At 72.3% G+C, this 25,052-nt stretch carries 20 protein-coding genes; 7 read left to right on the forward strand and 13 right to left on the reverse strand.

Annotated elements, in window-relative coordinates:
• Positions 1 to 219 precede the first annotated feature (219 nt).
• The 10 genes from AMK31_RS24815 to rsmH all read right to left on the reverse strand — a co-directional run bounded on the left by AMK31_RS24815 (position 220) and on the right by rsmH (position 12,652).
• Positions 220 to 1,026: a cell division protein FtsQ/DivIB gene (locus AMK31_RS24815; protein WP_073942847.1), complete on the reverse strand. Its 807-nt coding sequence runs from the start codon at positions 1,024 to 1,026 to the stop codon at positions 220 to 222.
• Positions 1,027 to 1,046: 20 nt separating this feature from the next.
• On the reverse strand, positions 1,047 to 2,135 hold the full coding sequence (murG, locus tag AMK31_RS24820) for an undecaprenyldiphospho-muramoylpentapeptide beta-N-acetylglucosaminyltransferase (RefSeq protein ID WP_073942848.1): 1,089 nt from the start codon (positions 2,133 to 2,135) through the stop codon (positions 1,047 to 1,049).
• Positions 2,136 to 2,141: 6 nt separating this feature from the next.
• Positions 2,142 to 3,488: a putative lipid II flippase FtsW gene (gene ftsW / locus AMK31_RS24825; RefSeq protein ID WP_073942849.1), complete on the reverse strand. Its 1,347-nt coding sequence runs from the start codon at positions 3,486 to 3,488 to the stop codon at positions 2,142 to 2,144.
• Between the two features lie 63 nt (positions 3,489 to 3,551).
• Positions 3,552 to 4,970, reverse strand: coding sequence for a UDP-N-acetylmuramoyl-L-alanine--D-glutamate ligase (gene murD, locus AMK31_RS24830; protein ID WP_073942850.1), 1,419 nt, complete (start codon positions 4,968 to 4,970; stop codon positions 3,552 to 3,554).
• Positions 4,952 to 6,022, reverse strand: a complete 1,071-nt coding sequence (gene mraY, locus AMK31_RS24835) for a phospho-N-acetylmuramoyl-pentapeptide-transferase (RefSeq protein WP_073942851.1) — start codon at positions 6,020 to 6,022, stop codon at positions 4,952 to 4,954. The genes murD and mraY overlap by 19 nt, the downstream gene beginning before the upstream one ends.
• Positions 6,022 to 7,428, reverse strand: a complete 1,407-nt coding sequence (locus AMK31_RS24840) for a UDP-N-acetylmuramoyl-tripeptide--D-alanyl-D-alanine ligase (RefSeq protein ID WP_073942852.1) — start codon at positions 7,426 to 7,428, stop codon at positions 6,022 to 6,024. Before AMK31_RS24840 ends, mraY begins: the two co-directional genes overlap by 1 nt.
• Before the next feature lie 28 nt (positions 7,429 to 7,456).
• On the reverse strand, positions 7,457 to 9,127 hold the full coding sequence (locus AMK31_RS24845; protein ID WP_198948568.1) for a UDP-N-acetylmuramoyl-L-alanyl-D-glutamate--2,6-diaminopimelate ligase: 1,671 nt from the start codon (positions 9,125 to 9,127) through the stop codon (positions 7,457 to 7,459).
• A gap of 37 nt (positions 9,128 to 9,164) precedes the next feature.
• The gene (locus AMK31_RS24850; RefSeq protein ID WP_274535976.1) at positions 9,165 to 11,135 is read right to left on the reverse strand and encodes a peptidoglycan D,D-transpeptidase FtsI family protein; all 1,971 of its coding nucleotides are present in this window, start codon (positions 11,133 to 11,135) and stop codon (positions 9,165 to 9,167) included.
• 5 nt (positions 11,136 to 11,140) lie between these two features.
• Positions 11,141 to 11,632, reverse strand: a complete 492-nt coding sequence (locus AMK31_RS24855) for a septum formation initiator family protein (protein WP_073942855.1) — start codon at positions 11,630 to 11,632, stop codon at positions 11,141 to 11,143.
• Between the two features lie 63 nt (positions 11,633 to 11,695).
• Complete coding sequence (gene rsmH, locus AMK31_RS24860) at positions 11,696 to 12,652, reverse strand: 16S rRNA (cytosine(1402)-N(4))-methyltransferase RsmH (RefSeq protein WP_073942856.1); 957 nt, start codon at positions 12,650 to 12,652, stop codon at positions 11,696 to 11,698.
• 359 nt (positions 12,653 to 13,011) lie between these two features.
• Here rsmH and AMK31_RS24865 point away from each other — a divergent pair, with 359 nt between their 5' ends.
• The 4 genes from AMK31_RS24865 (at position 13,012) to AMK31_RS24880 (ending at position 18,752) form a co-directional block, all read left to right on the forward strand.
• Positions 13,012 to 13,626: a beta-class carbonic anhydrase gene (locus tag AMK31_RS24865; RefSeq protein WP_073942857.1), complete on the forward strand. Its 615-nt coding sequence runs from the start codon at positions 13,012 to 13,014 to the stop codon at positions 13,624 to 13,626.
• Between the two features lie 238 nt (positions 13,627 to 13,864).
• Positions 13,865 to 14,899 carry an AAA family ATPase gene (locus tag AMK31_RS24870; RefSeq protein WP_073942858.1) on the forward strand — a complete coding sequence of 345 codons (1,035 nt, stop codon included), beginning with the start codon at positions 13,865 to 13,867 and terminating at the stop codon, positions 14,897 to 14,899.
• Positions 14,899 to 16,260: a DUF58 domain-containing protein gene (locus AMK31_RS24875; protein ID WP_198948570.1), complete on the forward strand. Its 1,362-nt coding sequence runs from the start codon at positions 14,899 to 14,901 to the stop codon at positions 16,258 to 16,260. The genes AMK31_RS24870 and AMK31_RS24875 overlap by 1 nt, the downstream gene beginning before the upstream one ends.
• Positions 16,257 to 18,752 carry a transglutaminase TgpA family protein gene (locus AMK31_RS24880; protein WP_073942860.1) on the forward strand — a complete coding sequence of 832 codons (2,496 nt, stop codon included), beginning with the start codon at positions 16,257 to 16,259 and terminating at the stop codon, positions 18,750 to 18,752. Before AMK31_RS24875 ends, AMK31_RS24880 begins: the two co-directional genes overlap by 4 nt.
• A 108-nt stretch (positions 18,753 to 18,860) precedes the next feature.
• On the opposite strand, the gene AMK31_RS24885 is transcribed toward AMK31_RS24880, so the two are convergent.
• The 3 genes from AMK31_RS24885 to AMK31_RS24895 form a co-directional block, all read right to left on the reverse strand.
• Positions 18,861 to 19,253, reverse strand: a complete 393-nt coding sequence (locus AMK31_RS24885) for a DUF3040 domain-containing protein (RefSeq protein ID WP_073942861.1) — start codon at positions 19,251 to 19,253, stop codon at positions 18,861 to 18,863.
• A gap of 276 nt (positions 19,254 to 19,529) precedes the next feature.
• Entirely contained in the window at positions 19,530 to 20,309 is a 780-nt protein-coding gene (locus tag AMK31_RS24890; protein WP_073942862.1) for a methyltransferase, read from the reverse strand.
• A gap of 159 nt (positions 20,310 to 20,468) precedes the next feature.
• Positions 20,469 to 21,029 carry an SAV_6107 family HEPN domain-containing protein gene (locus AMK31_RS24895; protein WP_073942863.1) on the reverse strand — a complete coding sequence of 187 codons (561 nt, stop codon included), beginning with the start codon at positions 21,027 to 21,029 and terminating at the stop codon, positions 20,469 to 20,471.
• Between the two features lie 153 nt (positions 21,030 to 21,182).
• Here AMK31_RS24895 and AMK31_RS24900 point away from each other — a divergent pair, with 153 nt between their 5' ends.
• From AMK31_RS24900 to AMK31_RS24910, 3 genes are read left to right on the forward strand one after another with little or no spacing between them, the layout of a single operon-like run.
• Complete coding sequence (locus AMK31_RS24900) at positions 21,183 to 22,124, forward strand: ATP-binding cassette domain-containing protein (RefSeq protein WP_073942864.1); 942 nt, start codon at positions 21,183 to 21,185, stop codon at positions 22,122 to 22,124.
• Positions 22,096 to 24,180 carry a YhgE/Pip family protein gene (locus tag AMK31_RS24905; protein ID WP_073942865.1) on the forward strand — a complete coding sequence of 695 codons (2,085 nt, stop codon included), beginning with the start codon at positions 22,096 to 22,098 and terminating at the stop codon, positions 24,178 to 24,180. The genes AMK31_RS24900 and AMK31_RS24905 overlap by 29 nt, the downstream gene beginning before the upstream one ends.
• Positions 24,181 to 24,230: 50 nt before the next feature.
• Positions 24,231 to 24,860 carry a TetR/AcrR family transcriptional regulator gene (locus AMK31_RS24910; RefSeq protein ID WP_073942866.1) on the forward strand — a complete coding sequence of 210 codons (630 nt, stop codon included), beginning with the start codon at positions 24,231 to 24,233 and terminating at the stop codon, positions 24,858 to 24,860.
• Positions 24,861 to 25,052 lie beyond the last annotated feature (192 nt).

Raw genomic sequence — 25,052 nt, forward strand, 5'->3', positions numbered from 1 at the left:
GACTGATGCCGAATGGGACGGTCCGTTTCGCCGACCCGAACCCTAACGTTGAAGTTTAGGGTTACCAGTGTGTCTGTTCCCTGGAGTCTTCTGAACAGGACACTAAGTCGACAAGTGGCGCACGTTCAACGAACACGCCGAACCTCCCGTTTTTCTTTTCACCCTATGTGATCAGCCGTAGCAGTGCCCAACCAGGGTGCTGGCCTGCGCTGATGTGCGTCAACTCCCCGATGACGCCGGGGCGGTGGGCACGCTCACGTCGAAGTGCCGCGCGTCCGGGGCCGCTTTCATCAGCGCGTTGAGGGTACGGGCCTTCAGGGCGCCCTTCTCGCCGCTCCCCCAGGCGACGGTCCGGCCGTCGCCCAACTCCAGCGAGATGTCGTCGTACGAACGCACCTTGACGACCCGGGTGAGCCGCGCGACCCGGTCCGGCAGGGCGCCGGCCACCCGCACCGCCTCCCGGGTCAGCCGGGCCTCGCCGAAGCGGCGCAGACTGGCCGCGGCGGAACTGGAGCGGGAAACCCTCAATTCCAGGAGGGGAACACCTTTCGGCGCGTCAGAAACCGTAGCGAAACGGACACCTTCGTCGTCCACTTCGACGAACTTCCCGCCCTTTTCGACGAGCAGAACCGCCGTCCGCTCGGTCACTTTCAGCCCCATTCCATGCGGCCAGGAACGCTCCACGTCAACCGTGTCAATTCGGGGCAATTTCCGGCGCAGTCGGCTCTCCATCGCCTCGGTGTCGACGGAAATCAGCGGTTCCCCGACCGGCGCGTCGGCCGCCTCGCGCACCTGCTCGGGCGTGAGCACGCGGGTGCCGGAGACGGAGACGCGCTCCAGACGCAGCAACTGCGAGCCGTACAACAGCCAGCCGCCGCCCGCGCCGAGGAGCGTCAGGGCGACGGCAAGGATGATGATCGTACGGAGCCGGGGCGACCGCAGCAGCAGCCGCAGCCGCCGGACGGGGGGCGGGCCGGACGGCTCCTGCCGACGTGCACCGCGTTCGGCGGTGGTGGGTCCGGCCACACTCGCTCCCTTTCTGGGCGTTACCGGCGCGAGGCGATCGCCTCGTACACCATGCCGACGAGCAGGTCGTCGGCGTCCCGGCGGCCGAACTCGCTGGCGGCGCGGGACATCTCGTACAGCCGGTGCGGGTCGGCGAGCACGGGCAGCACGTTCTGCTGCACCCACTCGGGGGTGAGTTCCGCGTCGTCGACCAGCAGGCCGCCGCCGGCCTTGACCACCGGCTGGGCGTTGAGCCGCTGTTCGCCGTTGCCGATGGGCAGCGGGACGTAGGCGGCCGGGAGCCCGACGGCGGAGAGTTCGGCGACGGTCATCGCGCCCGCGCGGCAGAGCATCATGTCGGCCGCGGCGTACGCGAGGTCCATCCGGTCCAGGTAACTTACCGGGATGTAGGGGGGCATTCCCGGCATCTGCTGCACCTGCGGCAGTTCGTTCTTCGGGCCGACCGCGTGCAGGATCTGGATGCCCGCCTGCTGGAGCCAGGGCGCGACCTGCTGGACGACCTCGTTGAGGCGGCGGGCGCCCTGCGAGCCGCCGGAGACGAGCAGCGTCGGCAGGTTCGGGTCGAGCCCGAACATCGCGCGGGCCTCGGGGCGGACCGCGGCCCGGTCGAGGGTGGCGATGGAGTGCCGCAGCGGGATGCCGATGTAGCGCGAGTTCCTCAGCTTGCTGTCCGGGGTGGCGACGGCGACCTGGGCGGCGTACCGGGAACCGATCTTGTTCGCGAGGCCCGGGCGGGCGTTGGCCTCGTGGATGACGATCGGCACGCCGAGGCGCTTGGCGGCCAGGTAGCCGGGCAGCGCCACGTAGCCGCCGAAGCCGACCACGACGTCCGCCTTGGTGCGCTCCAGGATCTGCTCGGCCGCCTTGATGGTGCCGCGCAGCCGGCCCGGGACGGTGATCAGCTCGGGGGTGGGCTTACGGGGCAGCGGGACGGCCGGGATCAGCGCCAGCTCGTAGCCCCGCTCGGGGACCAGCCTGGTCTCCAGGCCGCGCTCCGTGCCCAGGGCCGTGATGCCCACGGTCGGGTCCTGCCTGCGCAGGGCGTCCGCGAGGGCGAGCGCGGGCTCGATGTGGCCCGCGGTACCCCCGCCGGCGAGTACGACATGCACCGAAATTCACCGCTCTCCGGACGAACGCACCGCCGAGGTGCGCCGTCGCATCGTGTTCCATCTCCGGGGCCCCGCAGAGCCCCCAGCCCCCCGCTTTCTACCAAAGCGGGGTTGCCGCATCGCAAGCGCCGCCCGCGCAGCGGGCTCGTCGCGCGCGAAGGCGATCAGCAGCCCGATGGCGAACATGGTCGGCAGCAGGGCGGATCCTCCGTAGGAGAACAGCGGGAGCGGGACGCCGGCGATCGGCAGCAGACCGAGCACCGCACCCATGTTGATCACGGCCTGGGCCGTGATCCAGGTGGTCACGCCTCCCGCGGCATACCTGACGAAGGGGTCCTCCGTGCGTCCGGCCACGCGGATACCCGCATAGCCTAGAGCGGCGAAGAGGGCGAGCACCGACAGCGTCCCCGCGAGGCCCAGTTCCTCACCGGTGACGGCGAAGATGAAGTCGGTGTGCGCTTCGGGGAGTTGGCCCCATTTTTCCACACTCGCGCCCAGTCCGGAACCGAAGAGTCCGCCGGAGGCGAGGGCGTAGATCCCGTGCACGGCCTGCCAGCAGGAGCCGTCGGGGCCCATCTCGGTGGCGCCGACGCAGGCGAAGCGGTCCAGCCGGTTGGCGCTGGTCTTGATGAGGACCGTGCCGATCACGGCGGCGACCGCCAGCACCCCGACGAACAGCCGGGTCGGCGCCCCGGCCAGCCAGAGCAGGCCGAACAGGATCGCGGTGAGGATGATCGCCGTGCCCATGTCGCCGCCGAGCATGATCAGCCCGAGCAGCAGGAACGCCACCGGAACGAGCGGCACCAGCATGTGCTTCCACTGCGCCAGCAGCCTCTTGTCCGACTTGCGGGCGAGCAGGTCTGCGCCCCACAGGACGAGGGCCAGCTTGCCGAACTCGCTGGGCTGGATCTGGAAGGAGCCGCCGAGGGAGATCCAGTTCTGGTTGCCGTTGACCGCCATCCCTATCCCGGGCACCTGCACCAGCGCCATCATGACGACGGCGCCCGCGAGGATCGGGTACGCGAGCGCGCGGTGCAGCTTCACCGGCATCCGCGAGGCCGCGTACAGCAGCCCGGCGCCGATCACGGCGGCGAGCAGCTGCTTGCGGAAGAAGTACGACCCGGGCAGCGACATCTGGAGCGCGGTGATCTGGGAGGCCGAGTAGACCATCACCAGCCCGAGCACGGTGATCAGCAGGCTGCCGCCGAGGATCAGGTAGTACGCGGTCAGCGGCCGGTCCCAGGCCCGGCGGGTGCGCGTGTAGAACCCCACGACGGGATTCTCGCGGGGGGCGGTGGAGGGCCGCACCACCCGCCGCTGGACGGGCGGACGCCCGGTACGGCTACCGGGCATCGGCGTCTTTGCTGTACGGTCCCACGCGTCGTCCCTCCCAGGGTCGCCCGGCAGGCGGCCGGGTCAGGCTCCGAGTCCGCGAACCGCCTCCGCGAACGCTTCACCGCGCTTGTTGTAGTTGGCGAACATGTCCATGGAAGCGCAGGCCGGGGCCAGCAGCACCGTGTCGCCGGGCCGGGCGAGGCGCCGGGCCTCCTGGACAGCCGCGAGCATCGCCCCAGTGTCGGTCCGGTCGAGGTCGACGACGGGTACTTCCGGGGCGTGTCGCGCGAGCGCTTCACGGATCAGCGCGCGGTCGGCGCCGATCAGCACGACCCCGCGCAGCCGCTTCGCCGACTTGGCGACCAGTTCGTCGAAGGTGGCTCCCTTGGCGAGGCCGCCCGCGATCCACACGATCGACTCGTACGCCGCCAAAGAGGCTTCCGTGGCGTGGGTGTTGGTCGCCTTGGAGTCGTCGACGTACGCGACGCCGTCCACGTCGGCGACGTGCTCGATCCGGTGGGCGTCCGGCCGGAAGGCCCGCAGCCCGTCCCGTACGGCCTGCGGGGGCACCCCGAAGGCGCGGGCGAGGGCCGCCGCGGCAAGGGCGTTGGCGATGTTGTGCGGGGCCGGCGGGCTGACGTCGGCGACCTCGGCGAGCTCCTGGGCGTTCTTCTGCCGGTTCTCGACGAAGGCGCGGTCGACCAGGATGCCCTCCACGACGCCGAGTTGGGACGGCGCCGGGGTGCCGAGGGTGAAGCCGATGGCGCGGCAGCCCTCCTCGACGTCCGCCTCGCGCACCAGGTCCTCGGTGGCCTTGTCGGCCACGTTGTAGACGCAGGCGACCCGATTGCCTTCGTAGACGCGGCCCTTGTCCTTGGCGTACGCCTCCATGGAGCCGTGCCAGTCGAGGTGGTCCGGGGCGAGGTTGAGGACGGCGGCGGAGTGGGCGCGCAGCGACGGCGCCCAGTGGAGCTGGTAGCTGGACAGCTCCACGGCGAGCACGTCGTACTGCTCGTCGCCGAGGACCGCGTCCAGCAGCGAGACGCCGATGTTGCCGACGGCGGCGGTGCGCAGCCCGGCGGCCTTCAGGATCGACGCCAGCATCTGCGTGGTCGTGGTCTTGCCGTTGGTGCCGGTCACGCAGAGCCAGGGCGCCGAGTCCGGGCCGCGCAGCCGCCAGGCCAGTTCGACGTCGCCCCACACCGGCACGCCGGCCTGCTCGGCGGCCGTGAACAGCGGCTTGTCCGGCTTCCAGCCGGGCGCGGTGACGATCAGCTCGGTGCCGTCGGGCAGGGTCGCGCCGTCGCCGAGGCGGACGGTGACGCCCAGGGCCTCCAGCTCGGCCGCCTGTGCCCGGGCACGCTCGTCGTCGCCGTCGTTGACGACCGTGACGATCGCGCCGAGCCCGTGCAGCACCTTGGCCGCCGGGACGCCGGAGACGCCGAGCCCGGCGACGGTGACGCGCTTTCCCTGCCAGTCGGTCACTTCTCTGCTGCCCATCCCGCGTAGAAGAGGCCCAGTCCGACGATCACGCAGATGCCCTGGATGATCCAGAAACGGACCACGACGAGCACTTCGGACCAGCCCTTGAGTTCAAAGTGGTGCTGGAGCGGAGCCATCCGGAAGACCCGCTTCCCGGTGAGCCGGAACGAGCCGACCTGGATGACCACCGACATGGTGATGAGGACGAACAGACCGCCGAGGATGGCGAGCAGCAGCTCGGTGCGGGAGCAGATCGCGAGACCCGCGAGCACACCGCCGAGCGCCAGCGAGCCGGTGTCACCCATGAAGATCTTGGCCGGCGAGGTGTTCCACCACAGGAAGCCGAGGCAGGCACCCATCAGCGCGGAGGCGACCACCGCGAGGTCGAGCGGGTCGCGTACCTCGTAGCAGGCGCCGGGGTTGGTGAGCGTCTGCGCGTTGGCGCAGGACTCCTGGAACTGCCAGACGCCGATGAAGGTGTAGGCGCCGAAGACGAGGACGGAGGCGCCGGTGGCCAGACCGTCGAGGCCGTCCGTCAGGTTCACGCCGTTCGACATGGCGAGGATCATGAACAGCGCCCAGACCACGAACAGCACCGGGCCGATCGTCCAGCCGAAGTCGGTGATGAACGACAGCTTGGTGGAGGCCGGGGTGTTGCCGCGGTTGTCCGCGAACTGCAGGGAGAGCACCGCGAAGGCGATGCCGACGATCAGCTGGCCGGCCATCTTCGCCTTGGCCCGCAGACCCAGCGACCGCCGCTTGACGATCTTGATGTAGTCGTCGAGGAAGCCGACCAGGCCCATGCCGACCATCAGGCCGAGCACCAGCAGACCCGAGTAGGTCGGGGTGTAGCCGGTGATGACCTTGGACAGGAAGTACGCCGCGACCGTCGCCAGGATGAAGGCGATACCGCCCATGGTCGGCGTACCGCGCTTGCTGGCGTGCTCGCGCGGGCCGTCGTCACGGATGTACTGGCCGTAGCCCTTGCGCGCGAGGAGCTTGATCAGCAGCGGGGTGCCGACCAGCGTCAGGAAGAGCCCAATGACTCCCGCGAACAGGATCTGCTTCATCATCGGGCGGCAACCTCACCCTCGGCACCGGACTCGAGCAGCGCCTGGGCAACGCTTTCGAGGCCGACCGAACGGGACGCCTTCACGAGCACGACGTCCCCCGGGCGCAACTCGCTGCGCAACAGGTCGACCGCCGCCTGTGCGTCGGACACGTGCACCGACTCCTCACCCCACGAACCCTCGTTATATGCGCCCAGTTGCAGCCAGGCGGCTTCCCTGCCCCCGACCGCGACGAGCTTGCTGACGTTGAGCCGGACGGCGAGCCGTCCGACCGCGTCGTGCTCGGCGAGCGCCTCGTCCCCGAGCTCGGCCATCTTGCCGAGCACCGCCCACGTACGACGCCCCTTGCCCATCGCCGCCAGCGCACGCAGAGCGGCCTTCATGGACTCGGGGTTCGCGTTGTAGGCGTCGTTGACGACCGTCACGCCGTCCGGGCGCTCGGTGACCTCCATCCGCCAGCGGGAGAGGGAGCCCGCCTCGGAGAGCGCGGTGGCGATCTCTTCCGCGGACATGCCCAGCTCATGGGCGACGGCGGCCGCGGCGAGCGCGTTCGACACGTGGTGCTCACCGTACAGGCGCATGGTCACATCGCTGCACCCGGAGGGTGTGTGAAGGGTGAAGGAGGGCTGCCCGGTGTCCGTCAACCGCACGTTCTCGGCGCGTACGTCCGCTTCGTCGGACTCTCCGAAAAAGAGCACCTTCGCCTTCGTACGGGACGCCATGGCCCGTACGAACGGATCGTCCGCGTTGAGGACCGCCGTACCGTCCTCCGGGAGGGCCTCGACCAGCTCGCCCTTGGCCTGGGCGATCTGCTCGCGGCCGCCGAACTCGCCGATGTGGGCGGAGCCGACGTTGAGGACCAGCCCGATCTTCGGCGGGGTCAGTTCGGTGAGGTACCGGATGTGCCCGATGCCCCGGGCGCCCATCTCCAGGACCAGGAACCGGGTCTCCTCGGTGGCGCTGAGGGCGGTCAGCGGCAGCCCGATCTCGTTGTTGAGGGAGCCGGGCGTGAACACCGTCGGTGCCTTGCGCCGCAGGACCTGCGCGATGAGGTCCTTGGTGCTGGTCTTGCCCGCCGAGCCGGTGAGCGCGACCAGCGTGGTGCCGAGCTTGCGCACCACGTGCCGGGCGAGAGCGCCGAGCGCCGCCTGGACGTCGTCCACGACGATCGCGGGCACGCCGCAGGGGCGCGAGCCCAGTACGGCGGCCGCGCCCGCCGCCACGACCTGTGGTGCGAAGTCGTGGCCGTCCACGCGTTCGCCGACGAAGGCGGCGAAGAGGGCGCCGGGCTCCACCTCACGGGAGTCCCGGACGACCGGCCCGGTCACCATGACCGACGGATCCGGTATGTCGTACGTCTGCCCGCCGACGACTTCTGCGATCTCGGCGAGAGAGAGGGCGATCACAAGTTCATCCCCTGGGTCTGCTGGATTCTCATCCCTGGGTGTTCGGGCCCTGGGTGTTCTGGATGGCTTCGCGAAGCACCTGGCGGTCGTCGAACGGACGGATCACGCCGGCGATGTCCTGGCCCTGCTCGTGCCCCTTGCCCGCGACCAGCACGGTGTCGCCCGGTCCCGCCCGGTCGACGGCGGCGGCGATCGCGGCGGCGCGGTCCTCGAAGAGCAGGACCTCGCCGCGCTCGTGCACCGGCACGGACGCCGCGCCCTGGAGCATGGTGGCGAGGATCGCCAGGGGGTCCTCGGAGCGGGGGTTGTCGGAGGTCAGTACGGCGACGTCGGCGAGCCGCGCCGCGGCGGCGCCCATCGGCGCGCGCTTGGTGGTGTCCCGGTCGCCGCCGCAGCCGAGGACGACGTGCAGCCGGCCCTTGGTGACCTTGCGCAGCGCCTTCAGCACCGATTCGACGGCGTCGGTCTTGTGGGCGTAGTCCACGACCGCGAGGTACGGCTGTCCGGCGTCCACCCGCTCCAGCCGGCCCGGCACGCCCGGCACGGCCGCGATGCCGTCGGCGGCGGTCTGCGGGTCGAGACCGGCGACGGCCAGGGCGACCAGCGCGGCGAGGGTGTTCGCCACGTTGAACGGGCCCGGCAGCGGGGACTTGGCGGCGATCCGCTCGCCGTTCGGGCCGAGGACGGTGAACGTGGAGTCGAGCTGGCCGATCCGGACGTCCTCGGCGCGCCAGTCGGCGTCGGGGTGGCCCTCGGCGGAGTAGGTGACGACCGGGACCGTGGCCTCCTCGGCGAGCCTGCGGCCGTACTCGTCGTCGACGTTGACCACGCCCAGTCTGCTGCGTTTCGGCGTGAACAGCTGCGCCTTGGCCCGGAAGTAGTCCTCCATGTCGGAGTGGAACTCCATGTGTTCCGGGCTGAGGTTGGTGAAGACGGCGACGTCGAAGACGCAGCCGTCGACCCGGCCGAGGACCAGGGCGTGGCTGGAGACCTCCATGGCGACCGCCTCGACGCCGCGTTCCCGCATGACCGCGAACAGGGCCTGGAGGTCGGTGGCTTCGGGGGTGGTGCGCTCGGACTTGATGCGCTCGTCGCCGATGCGCATCTCGACCGTGCCGACCAGGCCGGTGGACCTGGCCGTCCGCAGGCCGCCCTCGACGAGGTACGCGGTGGTGGTCTTGCCGGAGGTGCCGGTGATGCCGATCTGGAGCAGGTCCGCTCCGGGCCGGCCGTAGATCGTGGCGGCCAGCTCGCCCATCCGCGCGCGCGGGTCGTCGACGGTCAGCACCGGCAGCCCGGTGGCGGCGGCGCGTTCGGCGCCGGCCGGGTCGGTCAGCACGGCGGCCGCGCCGAGACCGGCGGCCTGCGTGACGAAGTCGGCGCCGTGCGCGCGGGCGCCCGGCAGGGCGGCGTACAGGTCGCCGGGGCGGACGGCGCGCGAGTCGTGGGTGATGCCCGTGACCCCGGCGGTGCTGTCCGGTACTGCGACACCCAGCTGACCGGCGAGTTCCGCGAGGGGTGTGGCGGAGACCTGCGTCGGCCGGGGCGGACCCGGGTATGTCACGGGGTGGCCCTTCTGGGTGGTTTGGGACTGATCAGCGTGTGGCACGGCGGTGAGCGTACCGGGCGTACCCGCTCCGGAGCGAAGCGAGGGGCGGGGGGCGCCTTGGTTCCCGGCATCCGGGGTGATCGTGGTCACGGGTGGTTCCTGGTTGCTCGGTACGGGTCGGGTCTGCTCAGGGCCGGTAGGTCACCGGCAGATTCGCGGGCGGTGCGCCGGTGGGCGGGATCTGGAGGGTCTTGAGCGCGAACTCCATCACCTGCTTGTAGACCGGCCCGCAGATCTGGCCGCCGAAGTAGCTGCCCTTGGTGGCGTTCTGGATGGCGCAGTAGACGGTGACGCGGGGCTGGTCGGCGGGCGCGAAGCCGGCGAACGACGACGTGTAGCCGCGGTACTTGCCGGTGGCCGGATCCACGCGGTTCGCGGTGCCCGTCTTGCCCGCCACCCGGTAGCCGGGGATACGGGCCTTGGTGCCGGTGCCCTCCTCGTCGTCGACCACCGACTCCAGCATCCGGGCCAGCGTCTTCGCGGTCTTCGTGCTGATCACCCGCGTCTTCTCGGGCTTGGGGGCCGGGGTGAACTGTCCGTCGGGGCCCTTGGTGCCGCGGATCAGGGTGGGCTCGATCCGGACGCCGCCGTTGGCGATGGTCGAGTACACGGACGCCGCCTGCATGGCGTTGATGGACACGCCCTGGCCGAAAGGAATCGTGTACTGCTGCGAGGTCGACCACTGCTGCGGCGGGGCGAGGATGCCCTTGGTCTCGCCGGGGAAGCCGAGTCCGGTGGGCTCGCCGATGCCGAACTTGCGCAGGTAGGAGTGGAGCACCTTGTTGGCCTCCGCCTGGTCCTTGCCGAGCTGGCCGGTGGCGAGGATGGTGCCGATGTTGCTGGACTTGGCGAGCACGCCGTTCAGCGTCAGGTACCAGGTCGGGTGGTCGATGTCGTCCTGGAAGAGCCGGTCGCCGCGGTGCAGCCGGTTCGGCACCACCACATGCGTCTCCGGGGTGGCGGCCTTCTCCTCGAGCACGGCGGCCATCGACATGACCTTGGCGGTGGAGCCGGGCTCGAAGGCGTCGACGAGGGCCGCGTTGCCCATGTTCGCCGAGGTGGCGGTGGACAGGTCGTTGGGGTCGAAGCCGGGCGAGTTCGCCATGGCCAGGATCTCGCCGGTCCGGGTGTCCTGCACGATCACGTAGCCGCGGTCCGCCTGCGACTTCTCCACCTGCTCGGCGATGGCGTTCTGGGCCGCCCACTGGATGTCGCGGTCGATGGTCAGCTCGATGTCCGTGCCGGGCACGGCGGGCGTCTCCTCGGCGCCGATGGTGGGCACCTGGCGGCCGCCGGACTGGGCGTAGCGGATCTCGCCGTCCTCGCCGGCCAGCTGCTTCTCCAGCTGCTGCTCGATGCCGCCGCTGCCCTTGCCCTCGGCGTTGACCCAGCCCAGTATCCCGGCGGCCAGCTCGCCGTTCGGGTACACGCGCTTGCTGCTGGGGGTGGCCAGGACGCCCGCGAGGACGTTCACCGTGCCGGCGTCCGTCTGCTGCTTCTTGGCGAGCGCGGACTTCAGGTCCTTGATCTGCTTCCAGACCTGCGGGGTCTGCCGGTCGGCGAGCTTGACGTAACGGAGCGTCTCGTCCTCGGGGCGGAGCTTCGCGACCAGCTCCTCCTGGTCCTTGTCGAGGATCGGCGCGAGCAGGGCGGCCGCCTGCTCGGGGCCGTCGTCGACCTTCAGCTGCTCGCGGGTGAACAGCGTCGGGTCGGCGGTGATGTCGTAGGCGTCCACGCTGGTGGCCAGGGCCACGCCGGCGCGGTCGGTGATCTCGCCGCGCTCGGCGGCCAGCACCTGGCCGACGTACCGGTTCTTCTCCGCCTTGGCCGCGTACGCGCTCGCGTCGACGGCCTGGACCTGGAGCAGACGGACGACGAAGACGAGCAGGACGAGGGTGAGCGCGACGCCGACCAGGCGCAGCCGGGGGCGCGGGTTGCCGAGCCGGATGACGCGGGGGGCCTGGCCGCGGGGCGGGGCCGGGCGCGCCGCCGGGCGGCGGGCCGGGCGGGCGCCGGGGGCGGGGCGCCGCTGCGCGCCGGGGCGGGCGGGCCGTGCGGGGCCGGGCACGCGGCGGCGCGGCGGTTCCCTGTCGGTCACTTCCGTCACCTGCCGGGATTCGTCGGGGTCGGGGTGAGAGGGGCGGCCGCCGCGGTGGGGGTGGTCGCGGCCGGCAGGGGCGCGGCGGCGGTCAGCGCCTCCGGGGCGAGGACGAGGGGCGCGCCCGCGGTGGCCGGGGCGGGTGAGGGGACGCCCCTGACCGTGCCGTCGGGGTTCAGGAAGGCCGGGTCGCCGCCGGGGACCATGCCCAGCTCACGGGCGCGGTGCTGGAGGGCGTCGGGGGCGGAGTAGGCGTCGATGTCGCGCTGGAGGGCCTGTTCCTCGTCGGTGAGGTTCTTGGTCTCCCGCTGGAGGTCGTCCAGCTTGAACGAGCCCTCGCTGAGCGCGGAGTTCAGCACCAGAAGGCTGATCAGCCCGCCGCCGAGGAGAAGGACGACGAGGAGTACGAACGGGGTGCGGGCCGCCTGGCCCCGGGCGGCGGGGAAGAGCCGCGCGAGCCGCGCCGCCCTGCCCCTCAGTTCGGGTTTCCTACTCACTCGCCCTCCCCCTGGGTCCAGGTTTCCAACCCGCGACTGCGCGCTCCCGCCCCTCCGCCCGGCTCACTCCACGTCCTCCCTGATGCGCTCGGCGCCGCGCAGCCGGGCCGGGGCGGCCCGCCGGTTCTCGGCGACCTCTTCCTCGGTGGGAAGTTCGGCACCGCGCGTGAGCAGCTTGAGCCGGGGCTGGTAGCGCTCGGGGACGACGGGCAGACCGGGCGGCGCGGTGGTCGCGGCACCGGCCGCGAACACCTGCTTGACCAGCCGGTCCTCCAGCGAGTGGTACGACAGCACGGCGATCCGCCCGCCCACGGCGAGCGCCTTGACGGCCGCCGGGATCGCCCGCTCCAGCACCGAGAGTTCGCCGTTGACCTCGATCCGCAGCGCCTGGAAGGTGCGCTTGGCCGGGTTGCCGCCGGTGCGCTTGGCGGCCTGCGGCAGCGCGTCGCGGATCAGCTCCACCAGGCGGGCGCTGTTGCTGAACGGCTCCTTCTCGCGCTCGCGCACGATGGCCGCGACGATCCGCTTGGCCTGCTTCTCCTCGCCGTACGCGCGCAGGATGCGCACCAGCTCGCCGGCCGGGTAGGTGTTGAGGACCTCGGCGGCGCTGATGCCGGTCGTCTGGTCCATCCGCATGTCGAGCGGGGCGTCCTGCGCGTAGGCGAAGCCGCGGTCGGCCTCGTCGAGCTGCATGGAGGAGACGCCGAGGTCGAACAGGACGCCCTGCACGCGCGGCAGGCCGAGCCGGGCCAGGACGTCGGGCAGCTCGTCGTAGACGGCGTGCACGAGGGTGGCGCGCTCGCCGTAGGGGGCGAGTCGCTCACCGGACAGGCGCAGCGCCTCCTTGTCCCGGTCCAGGGCGACCAGGCGCGCCTCGGGGAAGCGGGTGAGCAGGGCTTCGCTGTGGCCGCCGAGGCCGAGGGTGCAGTCGACGACCACCGCTCCCGGTTCCTGGAGGGCGGGGGCCAACAGGTCCAGGCACCGCTGGAGCATCACCGGGACGTGTCGACTCTGGCTCAAGGGGCCCTCTCAGGTCCGGCGGGCGGTACGCACCGCCGGGTCCCCGCCCGCTCGTGAAGGGGAGACCGGCCGGCGCCGGAGGCGTCGGCCGGCCGGAGCGGGTGGAGGCCGAGCCGTACGTACGCGCCGCGCACGTGGGGGATCTCCGGTACGTCGCCGGGGACTCCGGGGGAATTCAGTCCAGCAGGGAGAGCGCGCCTCGCCTCCCGCTTCGCGTCACTTTAGTCCACCCTGTCTTCCGGTCAATCAACCGGCCTGCGCGTCGCGGCGGGGCTACGTTCGACACCGTACGAGGGGGTGGACCACCCGTCCCGGCGCCTCCGCGCCGCATCTGTGGGTTACCTCACACAACAACCCCGATGGCGCTCTTTGTCCTCTCTCACGGCAGGACCGGACCGGGCGTGACCAGTAACGTCATAACCATGACGACTTCTGCATCGGTTCCCGCCGGTCCCCAGGACCCCGCCGCCACCCGAGGCGGCACCGTCACCGACCGGCTCGTCGAGGCCAACGAGCGATACGCGGCCGGCTTCACCGACCCCGGCATGGACGCCCGGCCGGTGCTCCGCGTAGCGGTCGTGGCCTGCATGGACGCCCGTCTCGACCTGCACGCGGCGCTCGGCCTGAACCTCGGCGACTGCCACACCATCCGCAACGCGGGCGGCGTCGTGACCGACGACGTGATCCGCTCGCTGACCATCAGCCAGCGCAAGCTGGGCACGCGCAGCATCGTCCTCGTCCACCACACCGGCTGCGGCCTGGAGTCCCTCACCGAGGACTTCCGCACCGAGCTGGAGCAGGAGGTCGGCCAGCGCCCCGCCTGGGCGGTGGAGTCCTTCCGGGACGTCGACCAGGACGTACGGCAGTCGATGAAGCGGGTGCGGACCTCGCCCTTCCTGCAGCACACCGACGACGTGCGCGGGTTCGTCTTCGACGTGAAGTCCGGCCTGCTGCGCGAGGTCGACCCGGCGTAACCTGCCGCCACGCAGCTGTCGTTTCGCTGTCAATTCTCGCCTGTGGCGCCACGAAAGGCACCAAAGCCGACATATCGCGGGCAGTTGTCCACAGGCGAGTGACACGAACCGGTAACGGCAACAAGAATGCGGTGAGTGGCGTCACGCGGAACTATTCACGCGTGGTGCCCGTGTTTCGGGGTGGGCCGGTTTCGCATGCCAGAGCGTCGGCCCGGAAGAACGGGCCGAGGAGGGCCGGGTGACGACCTATGACGATCGAGCGAGCCTCACTGATCTGACTGCCACCGTGGAGCGGATCCGCAGCTCGGTGGAGGAAGTGATCGAGGGCAAGCCCGAGGTCGTACGGCTTTCGCTGACCGTGCTGCTCGCCGAGGGGCACCTGCTGATCGAGGACGTCCCCGGCGTCGGCAAAACGATGCTCGCCAAGACGCTCGCGCGGTCCATCGACTGCTCGGTGCGGCGCATCCAGTTCACGCCCGACCTGCTGCCGTCCGACATCACCGGCGTGTCCATCTGGGACCAGCAGCGCCGGGAATTCGAGTTCAAGCCGGGCGCGATCTTCGCGCAGATCGTGATCGGCGACGAGATCAACCGCGCGTCGCCGAAGACCCAGTCGGCGCTCCTCGAGTCCATGGAGGAGCGCCAGGTCACCACCGACGGGCAGAGCTACGAACTGCCCAGCCCGTTCATGGTGGTGGCCACCCAGAACCCGGTCGAGATGGAGGGCACCTACCCGCTGCCCGAGGCCCAGCGCGACCGGTTCATGGCCCGGGTCTCCATCGGCTATCCGAGCCCGGAGGCCGAGCTGCAGATGCTGGACGTGCACGGCGGCGTCAGCCCGCTGGACGACCTCCAGCCGGTGGCCCACGCGCACGAGATCGTGAAACTGATCGAGGCCGTGCGCGGCGTCCACGTCGCCGAGACCGTCCGGCGGTACGCGGTCGACCTGGTCGCCGCCACCCGCGTCCACCCCGACCTCAGACTCGGCGCCTCCCCGCGCGCCACGCTGCACCTGCTGCGCGCCGCCAAGGCGTCCGCCGCCCTCAGCGGCCGGGACTACGCGCTGCCGGACGACGTCCAGGCGCTCGCCGTGCCCGTGCTCGCCCACCGCCTGCTGCCCACCGCCCAGGCCCAGCTGAACCGGCGCACGTCCGAGCAGGTCGTCCAGGAGATCCTCCAGCGCACCCCGGTGCCCGCCGCGCCCCAGCAGAACGGCTACGGCCTGGGCCACGGCGCGCCGGCGTACGGCCAGCAGCCGCCGCGGAGGCTGTGATGAGCGCGGGGGCGGGGCAGCCGGAGGACGAGCGGGGCGGGCTTCGCACCGCCCTCGCCGGTCTGACCACCCGGGGGCGCTCCTTCCTGGCCGCCGGAGTGGCCGCGGCGATCTGCGCGTACGTCCTCGGGCAGAGCGATCTGCTGCGGGTCGGCCTGCTGCTCGCGGTGCTGCCGCTGGTGTGCGCGGTCGTGCTCTACCGCACCCGCTACCGGGTCGCGGGCAGCCGCCGCCTCTCCCCCGGCCGGGTGCCCGCCGGCAGCGAGGCCCGGGTCCACCTGCGCGTCGACAACGTCTCACGGCTGCCCACCGGCCTGCTGATGCTCCAGGACCAGGTGCCCTACGTGCTCGGCCCGCGCCCCCGGTTCGTGCTGGACCGGGTGGAGGGCGGCGGGCGGCGCGAGGTGTCCTACCGGGTCCGCTCCGACCTGCGCGGCCGCTACCCGCTGGGACCGCTCCAGCTGCGCCTGACCGACCCGTTCGGGATGTGCGAGCTGACCCGGTCCTTCTCGGCGTACGACACCCTGACCGTGGTCCCGCGCGTGGAGGCGCTGCCGCCGGTGCGGCTGACCGGTGAGGCCAAGGGGTACGGCGACGGACGGCAGCGCTCGCTGGCGCTGGCCGGCGAGGACGACGTGATCCCGCGCGGCTACCGCTACGGCGACGACCTGCGCCGGGTGCACTGGCGCTCCACCGCGCGGTACGGCGAGCTGATGGTGCGCCGCGAGGAACAGCCGCAGCGCTCCCGCTGCACCGTGCTGCTGGACACGCGAGGCGCCGCCTTCCGCGGCGCGGGCCCCGACTCGGCCTTCGAGTGGGCGGTGTCGGGCAGCGCGTCCGTGCTGGTGCACATGCTCGAACGCGGCTTCTCGGTGCGGCTGCTGACGGACACCGGCAGCTCGGTGCCCGGCGAGGGCGCCGACGGGTTCGCGGGCGCGAGCCAGGAGTCCGCGGACGCGGCCGGACTGATGATGGACACCCTCGCGGTGATCGACCACTCCGACGGCTCGGGCCTCTCCCGCGCCTACGACGTGCTGCGCGGCGGCAACGAGGGACTGCTGGTCGCCTTCTTCGGCGACCTCGACGAGGAGCAGGCCGCGGTGGCCGCCCGGATGCGCCAGCGCAGCGGGGCCGCCGTCGCCTTCCTGCTGGACAGCGAGACCTGGGTGCGCGAACCGCACGACGTGCCCGGACCGGTGAACCGGAGTGAGGAGCGGCTGCGGATGCTGCGGGACGCGGGCTGGACCGCCGTGAGCGTCCCGCGCGGGGCGTCGCTGAACGACGTGTGGCGGCAGGCCGACCGGGACCGGGGCGGCGTGGTCGCCGCGGGCGGTCCGGGTGGCGGGGAGGTGCGGCGATGAGCGGGCGGGCCCGGATGGCGGTGTGCGCGGCGGCGGCCACGATGATGGCCGCGTGCGCCCTGCTGCCGCTGGTGGACCCGGCCACCTGGTTCCTCCAGGCGGCCATCCTGCTGGTGATACAGACCGCCGTCGGCGCGGCCGCCCGCCGCATACCGCTGGCCCGGCCGCTGACCGTGGCGGCGCAGCTCGTGGTCACGCTGATGCTGTGCACCCTGGTCTTCGCCCGCGAGCAGGCACTGCTCGGGCTGATCCCGGGCCCGGAGGCGTTCGCCCGCTTCGCGGACCTGCTCCAGCAGGGCACGGACGACGTCTCGCGGTACGCGATCCCGGCGCCGCTGTCCGACGGCATCCGGCTGCTGCTGATCGGCGGTGTGCTGCTGATCGGGCTGGCCGTGGACACCCTCGCGGTGACCTTCCGCAGCGCCGCCCCGGCCGGGCTGCCGCTGCTCGCGCTGTACTCGGTGGCCGCGGGGCTGTCCGACGGCGGTGCCGACTGGCTGTGGTTCCTGATCGCCGCGGTCGGCTACCTGATGATGCTGCTCGCCGAGGGCCGGGAGCGGCTGTCGCAGTGGGGCCGGGTGTTCGGCGGGCCGCCGCGCACCCCGGGCGGGGAGCCCGGGGCGGTGTCCCCGGTGCGCACCGGACGGCGGATCGGCGCGGTCGCGCTGGGCGTCGCCCTGGTGGTGCCGCTCGCGCTGCCCGCGATGAACGGCGGACTGCTGGACGGCACCGGGAGCGGTGTCGGCGCCGGGACCGGGGGCGGCGGCACGATCTCCGCGGTGAACCCCCTGGTCTCCCTGCGCGACAGCCTGAACGTCGACGAGGACCGTCAGGTGCTGTCGCTGCGCACCGAGACGAGCAACCTGTCCAACCTGTATCTCCGGATCGTCTCCCTGGACGACTTCGACGGCACCACCTGGAAGCCGTCCCGCCGCGGCATCATCGGGGTGCCGGACGAGTTCCCCACCCCGCCGGGCCTCGGCCCGGACGTGCGGCGCGCGGAGGTGCGGACCCGGATATCCGCGGCGGAGTGGTACGCGCAGGACTGGCTGCCGATGCCGTACCCGGCGAGCGGTGTGGACGTCGACGGAAACTGGCGGTACGAGCCGGTCGGCATGACCGTCGTCGGTGACCACGGGCAGAACACGCGCGGCGCGCAGTACACGGTGACCAGCCTCGACGTACAGCCGACCGCGCGGCAGCTCGCCAACGCCCCGGCGCCGTCGGCGGCCCTCGTGCGCGACTTCACGGAGGTTCCCGACTCGCTGCCGGCCGTGGTCTCCCGGACCGCCCGCGAGGTCACCGAGGGCGCGGCGAACCCGTACGAGCAGGCGGTGAAGCTGCAGGAGTACTTCGCCCTGAACGGCGGGTTCCAGTACGACACGGAGGTCGACGCGGGCAGCGGTTCGCAGGCGATCGCCAAGTTCCTGCGGGACAAGCAGGGCTTCTGCATCCACTTCTCGTTCGCGATGGCGTCGATGGCCCGCACCCTCGGCATCCCGGCCCGGGTCGCCGTGGGCTTCGCGCCCGGCACCCCGCAGGCCGACGGCTCGGTGTCGGTGGGGCTCAGGGACGCGCACGCCTGGCCGGAGCTGTACTTCGAGGGCGTCGGCTGGACCCGCTTCGAGCCCACCCCGAACCGGGGCACCACCCCGCCCTACACCGTGCCGGAGATCCCGGGCAGCACCATTCCGGAGCTGCCGGAGCAGTCCCGGCCGACGGCCGAGGCCCCGTCGGCGGAGCCGTCGGCGAGCACCAGCTGCACCGTGGAGCAGAAGCGGCTCCAGGAGTGCGGCGCGGCCGTCCCGGTGGATCCCGGCACTCCGGAGGACAAGAGCGGGCCGTGGTACGAGACGGCTGCCTGGGTGGCCCTCGGGGTGGTGGTGGTCGTACTGCCGCTGCTGCCCATGCTGTGGCGGTTGAGACGGCGGTCGGTGCGGCTGGCCTCGACCCTGCACGCCCCGTCCGGCGCGGCCGGGGTGCTCGGCGGAGGCCGGGACCGGGGCGCCGGGAGCCGTGCGGACGGCATCCGGGTGGAGGCCGTGCCCGGTGAGGCGGAGCGGCGGGCGGCCGAGGCGGCCGCCGGGCATGTGCTCGCCGTGTGGCGGGAGCTGACGGACAGCGCCTGGGACTACGGCATCGTGCCGGACGAGGCGCTGACCCCGCGCAAGGCGGCCGCGCGGATCGTCCGGCTCGGGGAGCTGGAGGAGGAGCCGGCCGCGGCGGTGCACCGGGTGGCCGGGGCGGTGGAGCAGGTGCTGTTCGCGCCGCGGCCGCAGGCGGTGACCGGGCTGGCCGCCGAGGTGCGCGAGGTGCGTGCGGCGCTCAGGTCTCGGGTGGGCTGGCGCACCCGGGTGCGGGCGGTGCTCGCGCCGCGGTCGGCCGTACGCGCGCTCTGGGACGTGGCGGACCGCTGGTCGGCCTTCAGGGCCCGCTGGGCGGGGCGCCGGTCGGCCCTGCTGCGCCGGCCGTCCGGTCAGCAGAGCGGCTGAGGACATGTGTGAGGGGGTTGCCGCCCGGTGGCGGCAACCCCCTCACACACGTTCTATGGGTTCCGGTGTCCTACGTCAGAGGAGCGGGATCAGAGGAGCGAGAAGGGGCTAGTGACCCTGCTGCTCGTCACGGCGCCGCTGCCAGCGCTGTTCGATGCGATCCATCATCGAACGCCGCTGACGTCCCTGATGGCGGGCGTGGGGACCGCCGCCGGGCTGTTCGCCTGGTCGGGGGGCCTTGCGCCAGCCGGTCACGGCGAGCACCGCACAGCCCAGCATGACGAGGAAGCCCACCACGCTGAGCCAGACCTGCTTGGCGACCATTCCGGCCATGAGGAGCGCGATACCTACGAGGAAGCCCGCGACCGCCTGGTAGACCCGTCGCCGGGTGTACGTACGCAGCCCGCTTCCCTCAAGCGCTGTCGCGAACTTGGGATCTTCGGCGTACAGCGCTCGCTCCATCTGCTCGAGCATGCGCTGCTCGTGCTCTGAGAGCGGCACGGAGTCCTCCTCATCGTGCAGTCGCCGGGGCGACTCGGGGGGTCCCTTCAGGATAGGCAGGGAATCGCCCCCGTGAAACCCGCCCCTCTACGCCAATTGGCCAACCGGGTGCCGCCATGTCGGCCCGGCTCGCTGAGGCTTGCATTCCCCAGCGACCGACCCGTCATGCCGGGCGGTCTCCCTCGATCATACGGCGACAACCGCCCGATCGGGTGGCCTGTGGCGTACTCCATCCGCAACCAATGCCCTGATCAGCGGCTCGTCACAGGAGGTGACTCAGGACTCCTGCGCCGCGTCGGTCCCGGGAGTCTCACCGAGCACATGGAGCTGTGTGGCCACGGCGTGGAACGCCGGCAGCTCGGCCGCGGCGGCCTCCAGCTTGAGCAGCGCCTCCACCGCTCCGGGCTCGGTGTCCACCAGGACCCCGGGAACGAGGTCGGCGAAGACCCGCACGCCGTGCACGGCGCCGACCCGCAGACCCGCGCCCTCGACCAGTCCGGTGAGCTGTTCGGCGGTGAAGCGGCGCGGCATGGGGTCGCCGGCGCCCCAGCGGCCGTCGGGGTCGCCGAGGGCCTGCCGGGCCTCCGTGAAGTGGCCGGCGAGGGCCCGGGCGAGCACGGCGCCGCCGAGGCCGGCGGCGAGCAGGCTGAGGACGCCCTCGGGGCGCAGGGCGGCGACGGCGTTGCGGACGCCCTCGGCCGGGTCGTCGACGTACTCCAGGACGCCGTGGCAGAGCACCGCGTCGTAGCCGCCGCGCTCCACCACGTCGAACAGGCCGTGGGCGTCGCCCTGCACGCCCCGGACCCGGTCGGCGACGCCGGCCTCGGCGGCGCGGCGCTCCAGGGCGAAGAGCGCGTTGGGGCTGGGGTCGACGACGGTGACCCGGTGGCCGAGGCGGGCGACGGGCACCGCGAACTTGCCGCTGCCGCCTCCGGTGTCGAGGACGTCCAGCGACTCCCGCCCCGTGGCCTTGACCCGGCGGTCCAGGGCGTCCTGAAGGACCTCCCAGACCACGGCGGTACGGAGAGAGGCGCGGGGGCGCATCGGGTCCGACACGGCAGATGACTCCTCGGCACGGCCACCGCCTGTCCAACGGCGGAGCGGAACGGGGTGCCTTCCCGCCCGGGGTACGGGGCGGGAAGGCCTCAGGCGCCCTCCACCCTATTGCCTCCGGCCCCTGCCCGGTCACCGTGGTTCGCCCGGCGGCGCCGGTGCTCAGCCCGCGTCCGGCATCGCGTGCCCGGCGTCCGGGTCGTCCTCCCCCTTCCGGTCCCGGCGCGGCTGCGGGAGCACCGGCTGGGGCACCAGCATCCGCTCGACGAGGCGGAGGAACATCGCCACGTCCCGTATCAGATCGTCGGCGTCCCGGGGACTGGCCGCGCCCTGGATGCCCGCCTCGGCGCGGGCGCGGCGGCGGGCGCCGGAGGCGAACAGGGCGCTCCACTCGGTCAGCTCGGGCGCGATCTCGGGGAGCACTTCCCAGGCGCTCCGGATGCGGGCCCGGCGTCGCGGGTTGGGCTCGGGGCGACCGCGGGCGGCGAGCACGGCGGCGGCGGTGCGCAGGGCGGCGAGGTGGGCCGTCGCGTAGCGCTCGTTCGGGGTTTCCAGGACGGCGGCCTCGTCGAGTCCGGCGCGGGCCCGGGCGAGCAGGTCGAGGGCGGCGGGCGGGGCCGAGGCCCGGCGGAGGACGGGGTGCACATCGCTCGCGGGGCCGGTCAGTGAGGGGGCAGGGCCGGTGGCGCGGCGCCGGCGCGCGGCGGCGGACGGGTTGGCCATGACGAACCTCCTGTCGTCTGGGTGACGGCATCGTGGCCGTATGTGCCCATCGTGAGGTATGGCACTGACAATCCGTTCTGACCTGGGCTTTTGCCTCGATCGAAGGTTCGGGTTAGTTTTTGCACTGACCAGTCAGTTCAAATTGGTCGGCTCATGGGACGGCCGGCTCGCGAGGTGGAGGGACGTGCTGTGGGGGAGCCAGCCGCGAGGGGACTCGCCGTAAGCGCCCGGGACTTCGGGGTGAAGGGGCCCCGCGGCTGGGCGTTCCGCGGGATCTCACTGGAGGCGGAGCCCGGCTCGCTGATCGCGATCGAGGGACCGTCCGGCTCCGGCCGTACGAGTCTGCTGCTCGCGCTGACCGGGCGGATGAAGCCCACGGAGGGGACGGCGGTCGTCGGCGACGTCCGGCCGCCGAAGCGGATGGCGGCCCTCCGCCAGGTCAGCGCTCTCGCGCACGTCCCGGGCGTCACCGACCTCGAACCGGCCCTCACCGTCGCGGAGCACCTGCGCGAGCGGGCCCTGCTCCAGCGCCGCTTCGGCGACTCGCTGCGCGGGCTGTTCCGGCCGCGCCGTGAGCGCCGCGACGAGGCCGCGCTGCGCGTCGACGCCGCCCTGGCCGCCGCCGGCCTCGACCCGGCCGACCTGCCCAAGGGCACCCGCACGGCCGTGCGGGACCTGGAGCGCCTGGAGGCGCTGCGGCTGTCCGTCGCGCTCGCCCTGATCGGCGGGCCGCGCCTGCTCGCCGTCGACGACACCGACCTCAAGCTGTCGGACGCGGAGCGGGCCGAGGTGTGGACGCTGCTGCGCTCCATCGCCGCGGCCGGGACGACGGTGCTTGCGGTGTGCAGCGAGGCCCCGCGGGACGCGGTGGTCGTGTCCACGCGGGCGTCGCGGGACGCGGAGGACCCTGCGGGGGACGGCGGCACGGAAGAGGCGGACGCCGCAGACGGAGCCGACGAAACCGGCACCGAAGACACCGGCACCGAAGACACCGGCACCGAAGACTCCGGCACCCCGGAAGCCGCTGACGACGAAGCCGACGACGACGAAGCGAAGGAGACGGCCGATGCGGTCGCCGAAACTGGCCGCGCTTGAGCTGCGGCGCTTCGCGCGGGGCAGGCTGCCGCGCGCGGGCCTGGTGGCGCTGTTGCTGCTGCCGCTGCTGTACGGGGCGCTGTACCTGTGGTCCTTCTGGGACCCGTACGGTCGTCTCGACCGCCTGCCCGTGGCGCTGGTGAACGACGACAAGGGGGCGACGGCCGATGGGAAGAAGCTCCACGCGGGTGACGACATCGTGGACGGGCTGCGCGACAGCGAGGTCTTCGACTGGCACGAGGTGAGCGCCGCCGAGGCCCGCACGGGTGTGGAGGACGGCCGGTACTACCTGTCGCTGACCATGCCGGAGGACTTCAGCGCGCGGATCGCCTCCAGCTCCGGCGACTCCCCGGAGACGGGCGCGCTCCAGGTGCGCACCAACGACGCCAACAACTACATCGTCGGGCAGATCTCGCGGACCGTGTTCAGCGAGGTGCGCACCGCGGCGTCCACCAAGACGTCGCGGTCGTTCCTGGACAAGATCTTCATCTCGTTCTCCGACATCCACGGCGAGACGGTGAAGGCCGCGAGCGGCGCCGACAAGCTGAAGGGGGGCATCGGGAAGGCGGAGAAGGGCTCCAAGGACCTCGCCGACGGCCTGAAGGACGCCAAGGACGGCAGCGGCGACCTGTCCAAGGGGCTGAAGAAGCTCCACACGGGCGCCGGTGACCTGGAGGACGGTTCCAAGCGGGTCGCGGAGGGCACGCAGGCCCTCGCCGACAAGGTCAACGGGATCTCCGGCAAGATCGGGCCGTTCCTGAAGGACAACGAGAAGGCCATCGGCGACACCGCCCAGTTCGTCGCCGACTCCGCCGGCACGATCCGCGACAACCTGGACAGCCTCTCCGAGACGGCCCCGGCCGCGGCGAAGAAGGCCCGCGAGTCCTCCGACAGCCTGGCCGGCGTCTACACGGCCCGCTGCGAGAAGGCCGTCCTGCCCGACGCCGCCTGCCCCGACCTGAAGCTGGCCAAGGACACCGCCGCCGACGTGGCGTCGATCGCCGGCGACCTCGACACACTGGTCACCGAGCACAGCGGCGAGCTGAAGCAGCTGGACAAGCACCTGGCCACCCTGGAGCAGCAGGCCCAAGCGCTCGCCGACCGCGCGCCGCACCTCTCCGAGGACCTGGACGACGCCGTCAAGCAGATCAACAAGCTGAACGAGGGCGCAGGGAAGGTCGCCGCGGGCGCCGTGAAGCTCCACTCGGGGCTCGGCACCGCGAAGACCGGTGCCTCGGACCTGGACACGGGCGTCGGCAAACTGAAGACGGGCGCGGACGACCTCAGCGGCGGCATGTACAAGCTCGTCGACGGCTCGGTGAAGCTCGCGGACGGGCTGCACGACGGCGCGGAGCAGATCCCCGACTACGACGAGCGGGAGCGCGACAAGCGCACCGAGGTCATGGCGGACCCGGTCCAGCTCGCCGCCAAGTCGCTGCACCAGGCGCCCAACTACGGCACCGGCTTCGCCCCGTACTTCATCCCGCTGTCCCTGTGGGTGGGCGCGATGGTGGCGTACATGCTGATCCCGCCGCTGAACCGGCGCGCCCTGGCCGCCGGAGCCGCGGCCTGGCGGATCGCCCTGGCCGGCTGGCTGCCGGTGCTGGCGATCGGGATCGCGCAGACCGTGGCGCTGATGGCGGTGCTGCACTGGGCGATCGGCCTGGAGATGGCCCGCGCGGCCGGCACGGTGGGCTTCCTGTTCCTGGTGACGGGCTGCTTCGCGGCGATCGTGCAGCTGCTCAACGCCCGCTTCGGGGCGGCCGGCCGGATCCTGGTGCTCGCCCTGCTGATGCTCCAGCTGACGTCGGCGGGCGGCACGTATCCCGTGCAGACCAGCCCGGGCTTCTTCAACGCGATCCACCCCTTCCTGCCGATGACCTACGTCGTCGAGGCCCTCAGGAGGCTCATCACGGGCGGCGGCCTGGGCCCGGTCTGGCAGGCGTGCGCGGTGCTCACGGCCTTCACGGTGGGCGCGCTCGCGCTGACCGCCCTGTCGGCCCGCCGCCGCCAGGTGTGGACGCTGGACAAGCTGCACCCGGAGCTGAGCCTGTGACCTCGCCTCCCGTGCCGTGCCCCGACGCCGTTCCTGTGACAATCGGGGCCATGGAAAGCAGCAGCGCCCCGTCGGGCGGCAGCACGCGCCGCGAGGCCACCCGGCAGAAGCTCTACGAGGCGGCCGTCACCCTCATCGCCGAGCAGGGCTTCTCGGCGACCACCGTGGACGAGATCGCCGAGCGGGCGGGGGTCGCCAAGGGCACGGTGTACTACAACTTCGCCAGCAAGTCGGTCCTCTTCGAGGAGCTGCTGCGGCACGGCGTGGGCCTGCTCACCGCGTCCCTCCAGGAGGCGGCCGAGCAGACCGAGCGCGACGGCGGCAGCAAGGTCGACGCGCTGGACGCGATGATCCGCGCGGGGCTCGGTTTCATCGCCCGCTACCCGGCTTTCACCCAGCTCTACGTGGCGGAGCTGTGGCGCACCAACCGCGCCTGGCAGTCCACCCTCATGGTGGTGCGCCGGCAGGTCGTGGCGGTGGTGGAGGACGTGCTCCGCGCGGGGGTGGAGAACGGCGAGCTCTCCGACGAGATCGATGTCCAGTTGACCGCGGCGGCGCTGGTCGGCATGGTCCTGGTGGCCGCCCTGGACTGGCAGTCGTTCCAGCCCGAGCGCACCCTCGACGACGTCCACTCCGCGCTGTCCCGGCTGCTTCAGGGGCGGGTGAGCGGCCGCCCCTGAGACGGCACTGCATAGAAAGGCGAAAGCGCCGGTCCTGGACCGTGGCCGCGTCCCCCGCGGGCCACCATCCGGACCGGCGCCTTCCGTTCCCCCGTACTCCCCCGTGCGTCCCCCCGTAGGAACCCCCGTTCGGTCGTTCCCCCGGGTCTCCCCCGTGCCTCGCCTCCGCCGGCCTTCGCCGGCGGAAGGAGC

It is taken from the genome of Streptomyces sp. TSRI0107, assembly GCF_001905845.1.
In the GTDB taxonomy this organism is placed as follows: domain Bacteria; phylum Actinomycetota; class Actinomycetes; order Streptomycetales; family Streptomycetaceae; genus Streptomyces.

Excerpts from the sequence above, each read along its gene's own strand:
- ftsW (WP_073942849.1), bottom strand. The coding sequence starts at position 3,488 with ATGCCCGGTAGCCGTACCGGGCGTCCGCCCGTCCAGCGGCGGGTGGTG.
- murD (WP_073942850.1), bottom strand. The coding sequence starts at position 4,970 with ATGGGCAGCAGAGAAGTGACCGACTGGCAGGGAAAGCGCGTCACCGTC.
- mraY (WP_073942851.1), bottom strand. The coding sequence starts at position 6,022 with ATGAAGCAGATCCTGTTCGCGGGAGTCATTGGGCTCTTCCTGACGCTG.
- AMK31_RS24865 (WP_073942857.1), top strand. The coding sequence starts at position 13,012 with ATGGCGCTCTTTGTCCTCTCTCACGGCAGGACCGGACCGGGCGTGACC.
- AMK31_RS24875 (WP_198948570.1), top strand. The coding sequence starts at position 14,899 with ATGAGCGCGGGGGCGGGGCAGCCGGAGGACGAGCGGGGCGGGCTTCGC.
- AMK31_RS24880 (WP_073942860.1), top strand. The coding sequence starts at position 16,257 with ATGAGCGGGCGGGCCCGGATGGCGGTGTGCGCGGCGGCGGCCACGATG.
- AMK31_RS24895 (WP_073942863.1), bottom strand. The coding sequence starts at position 21,029 with ATGGCCAACCCGTCCGCCGCCGCGCGCCGGCGCCGCGCCACCGGCCCT.
- AMK31_RS24900 (WP_073942864.1), top strand. The coding sequence starts at position 21,183 with ATGGGACGGCCGGCTCGCGAGGTGGAGGGACGTGCTGTGGGGGAGCCA.
- AMK31_RS24905 (WP_073942865.1), top strand. The coding sequence starts at position 22,096 with ATGCGGTCGCCGAAACTGGCCGCGCTTGAGCTGCGGCGCTTCGCGCGG.
- AMK31_RS24910 (WP_073942866.1), top strand. The coding sequence starts at position 24,231 with ATGGAAAGCAGCAGCGCCCCGTCGGGCGGCAGCACGCGCCGCGAGGCC.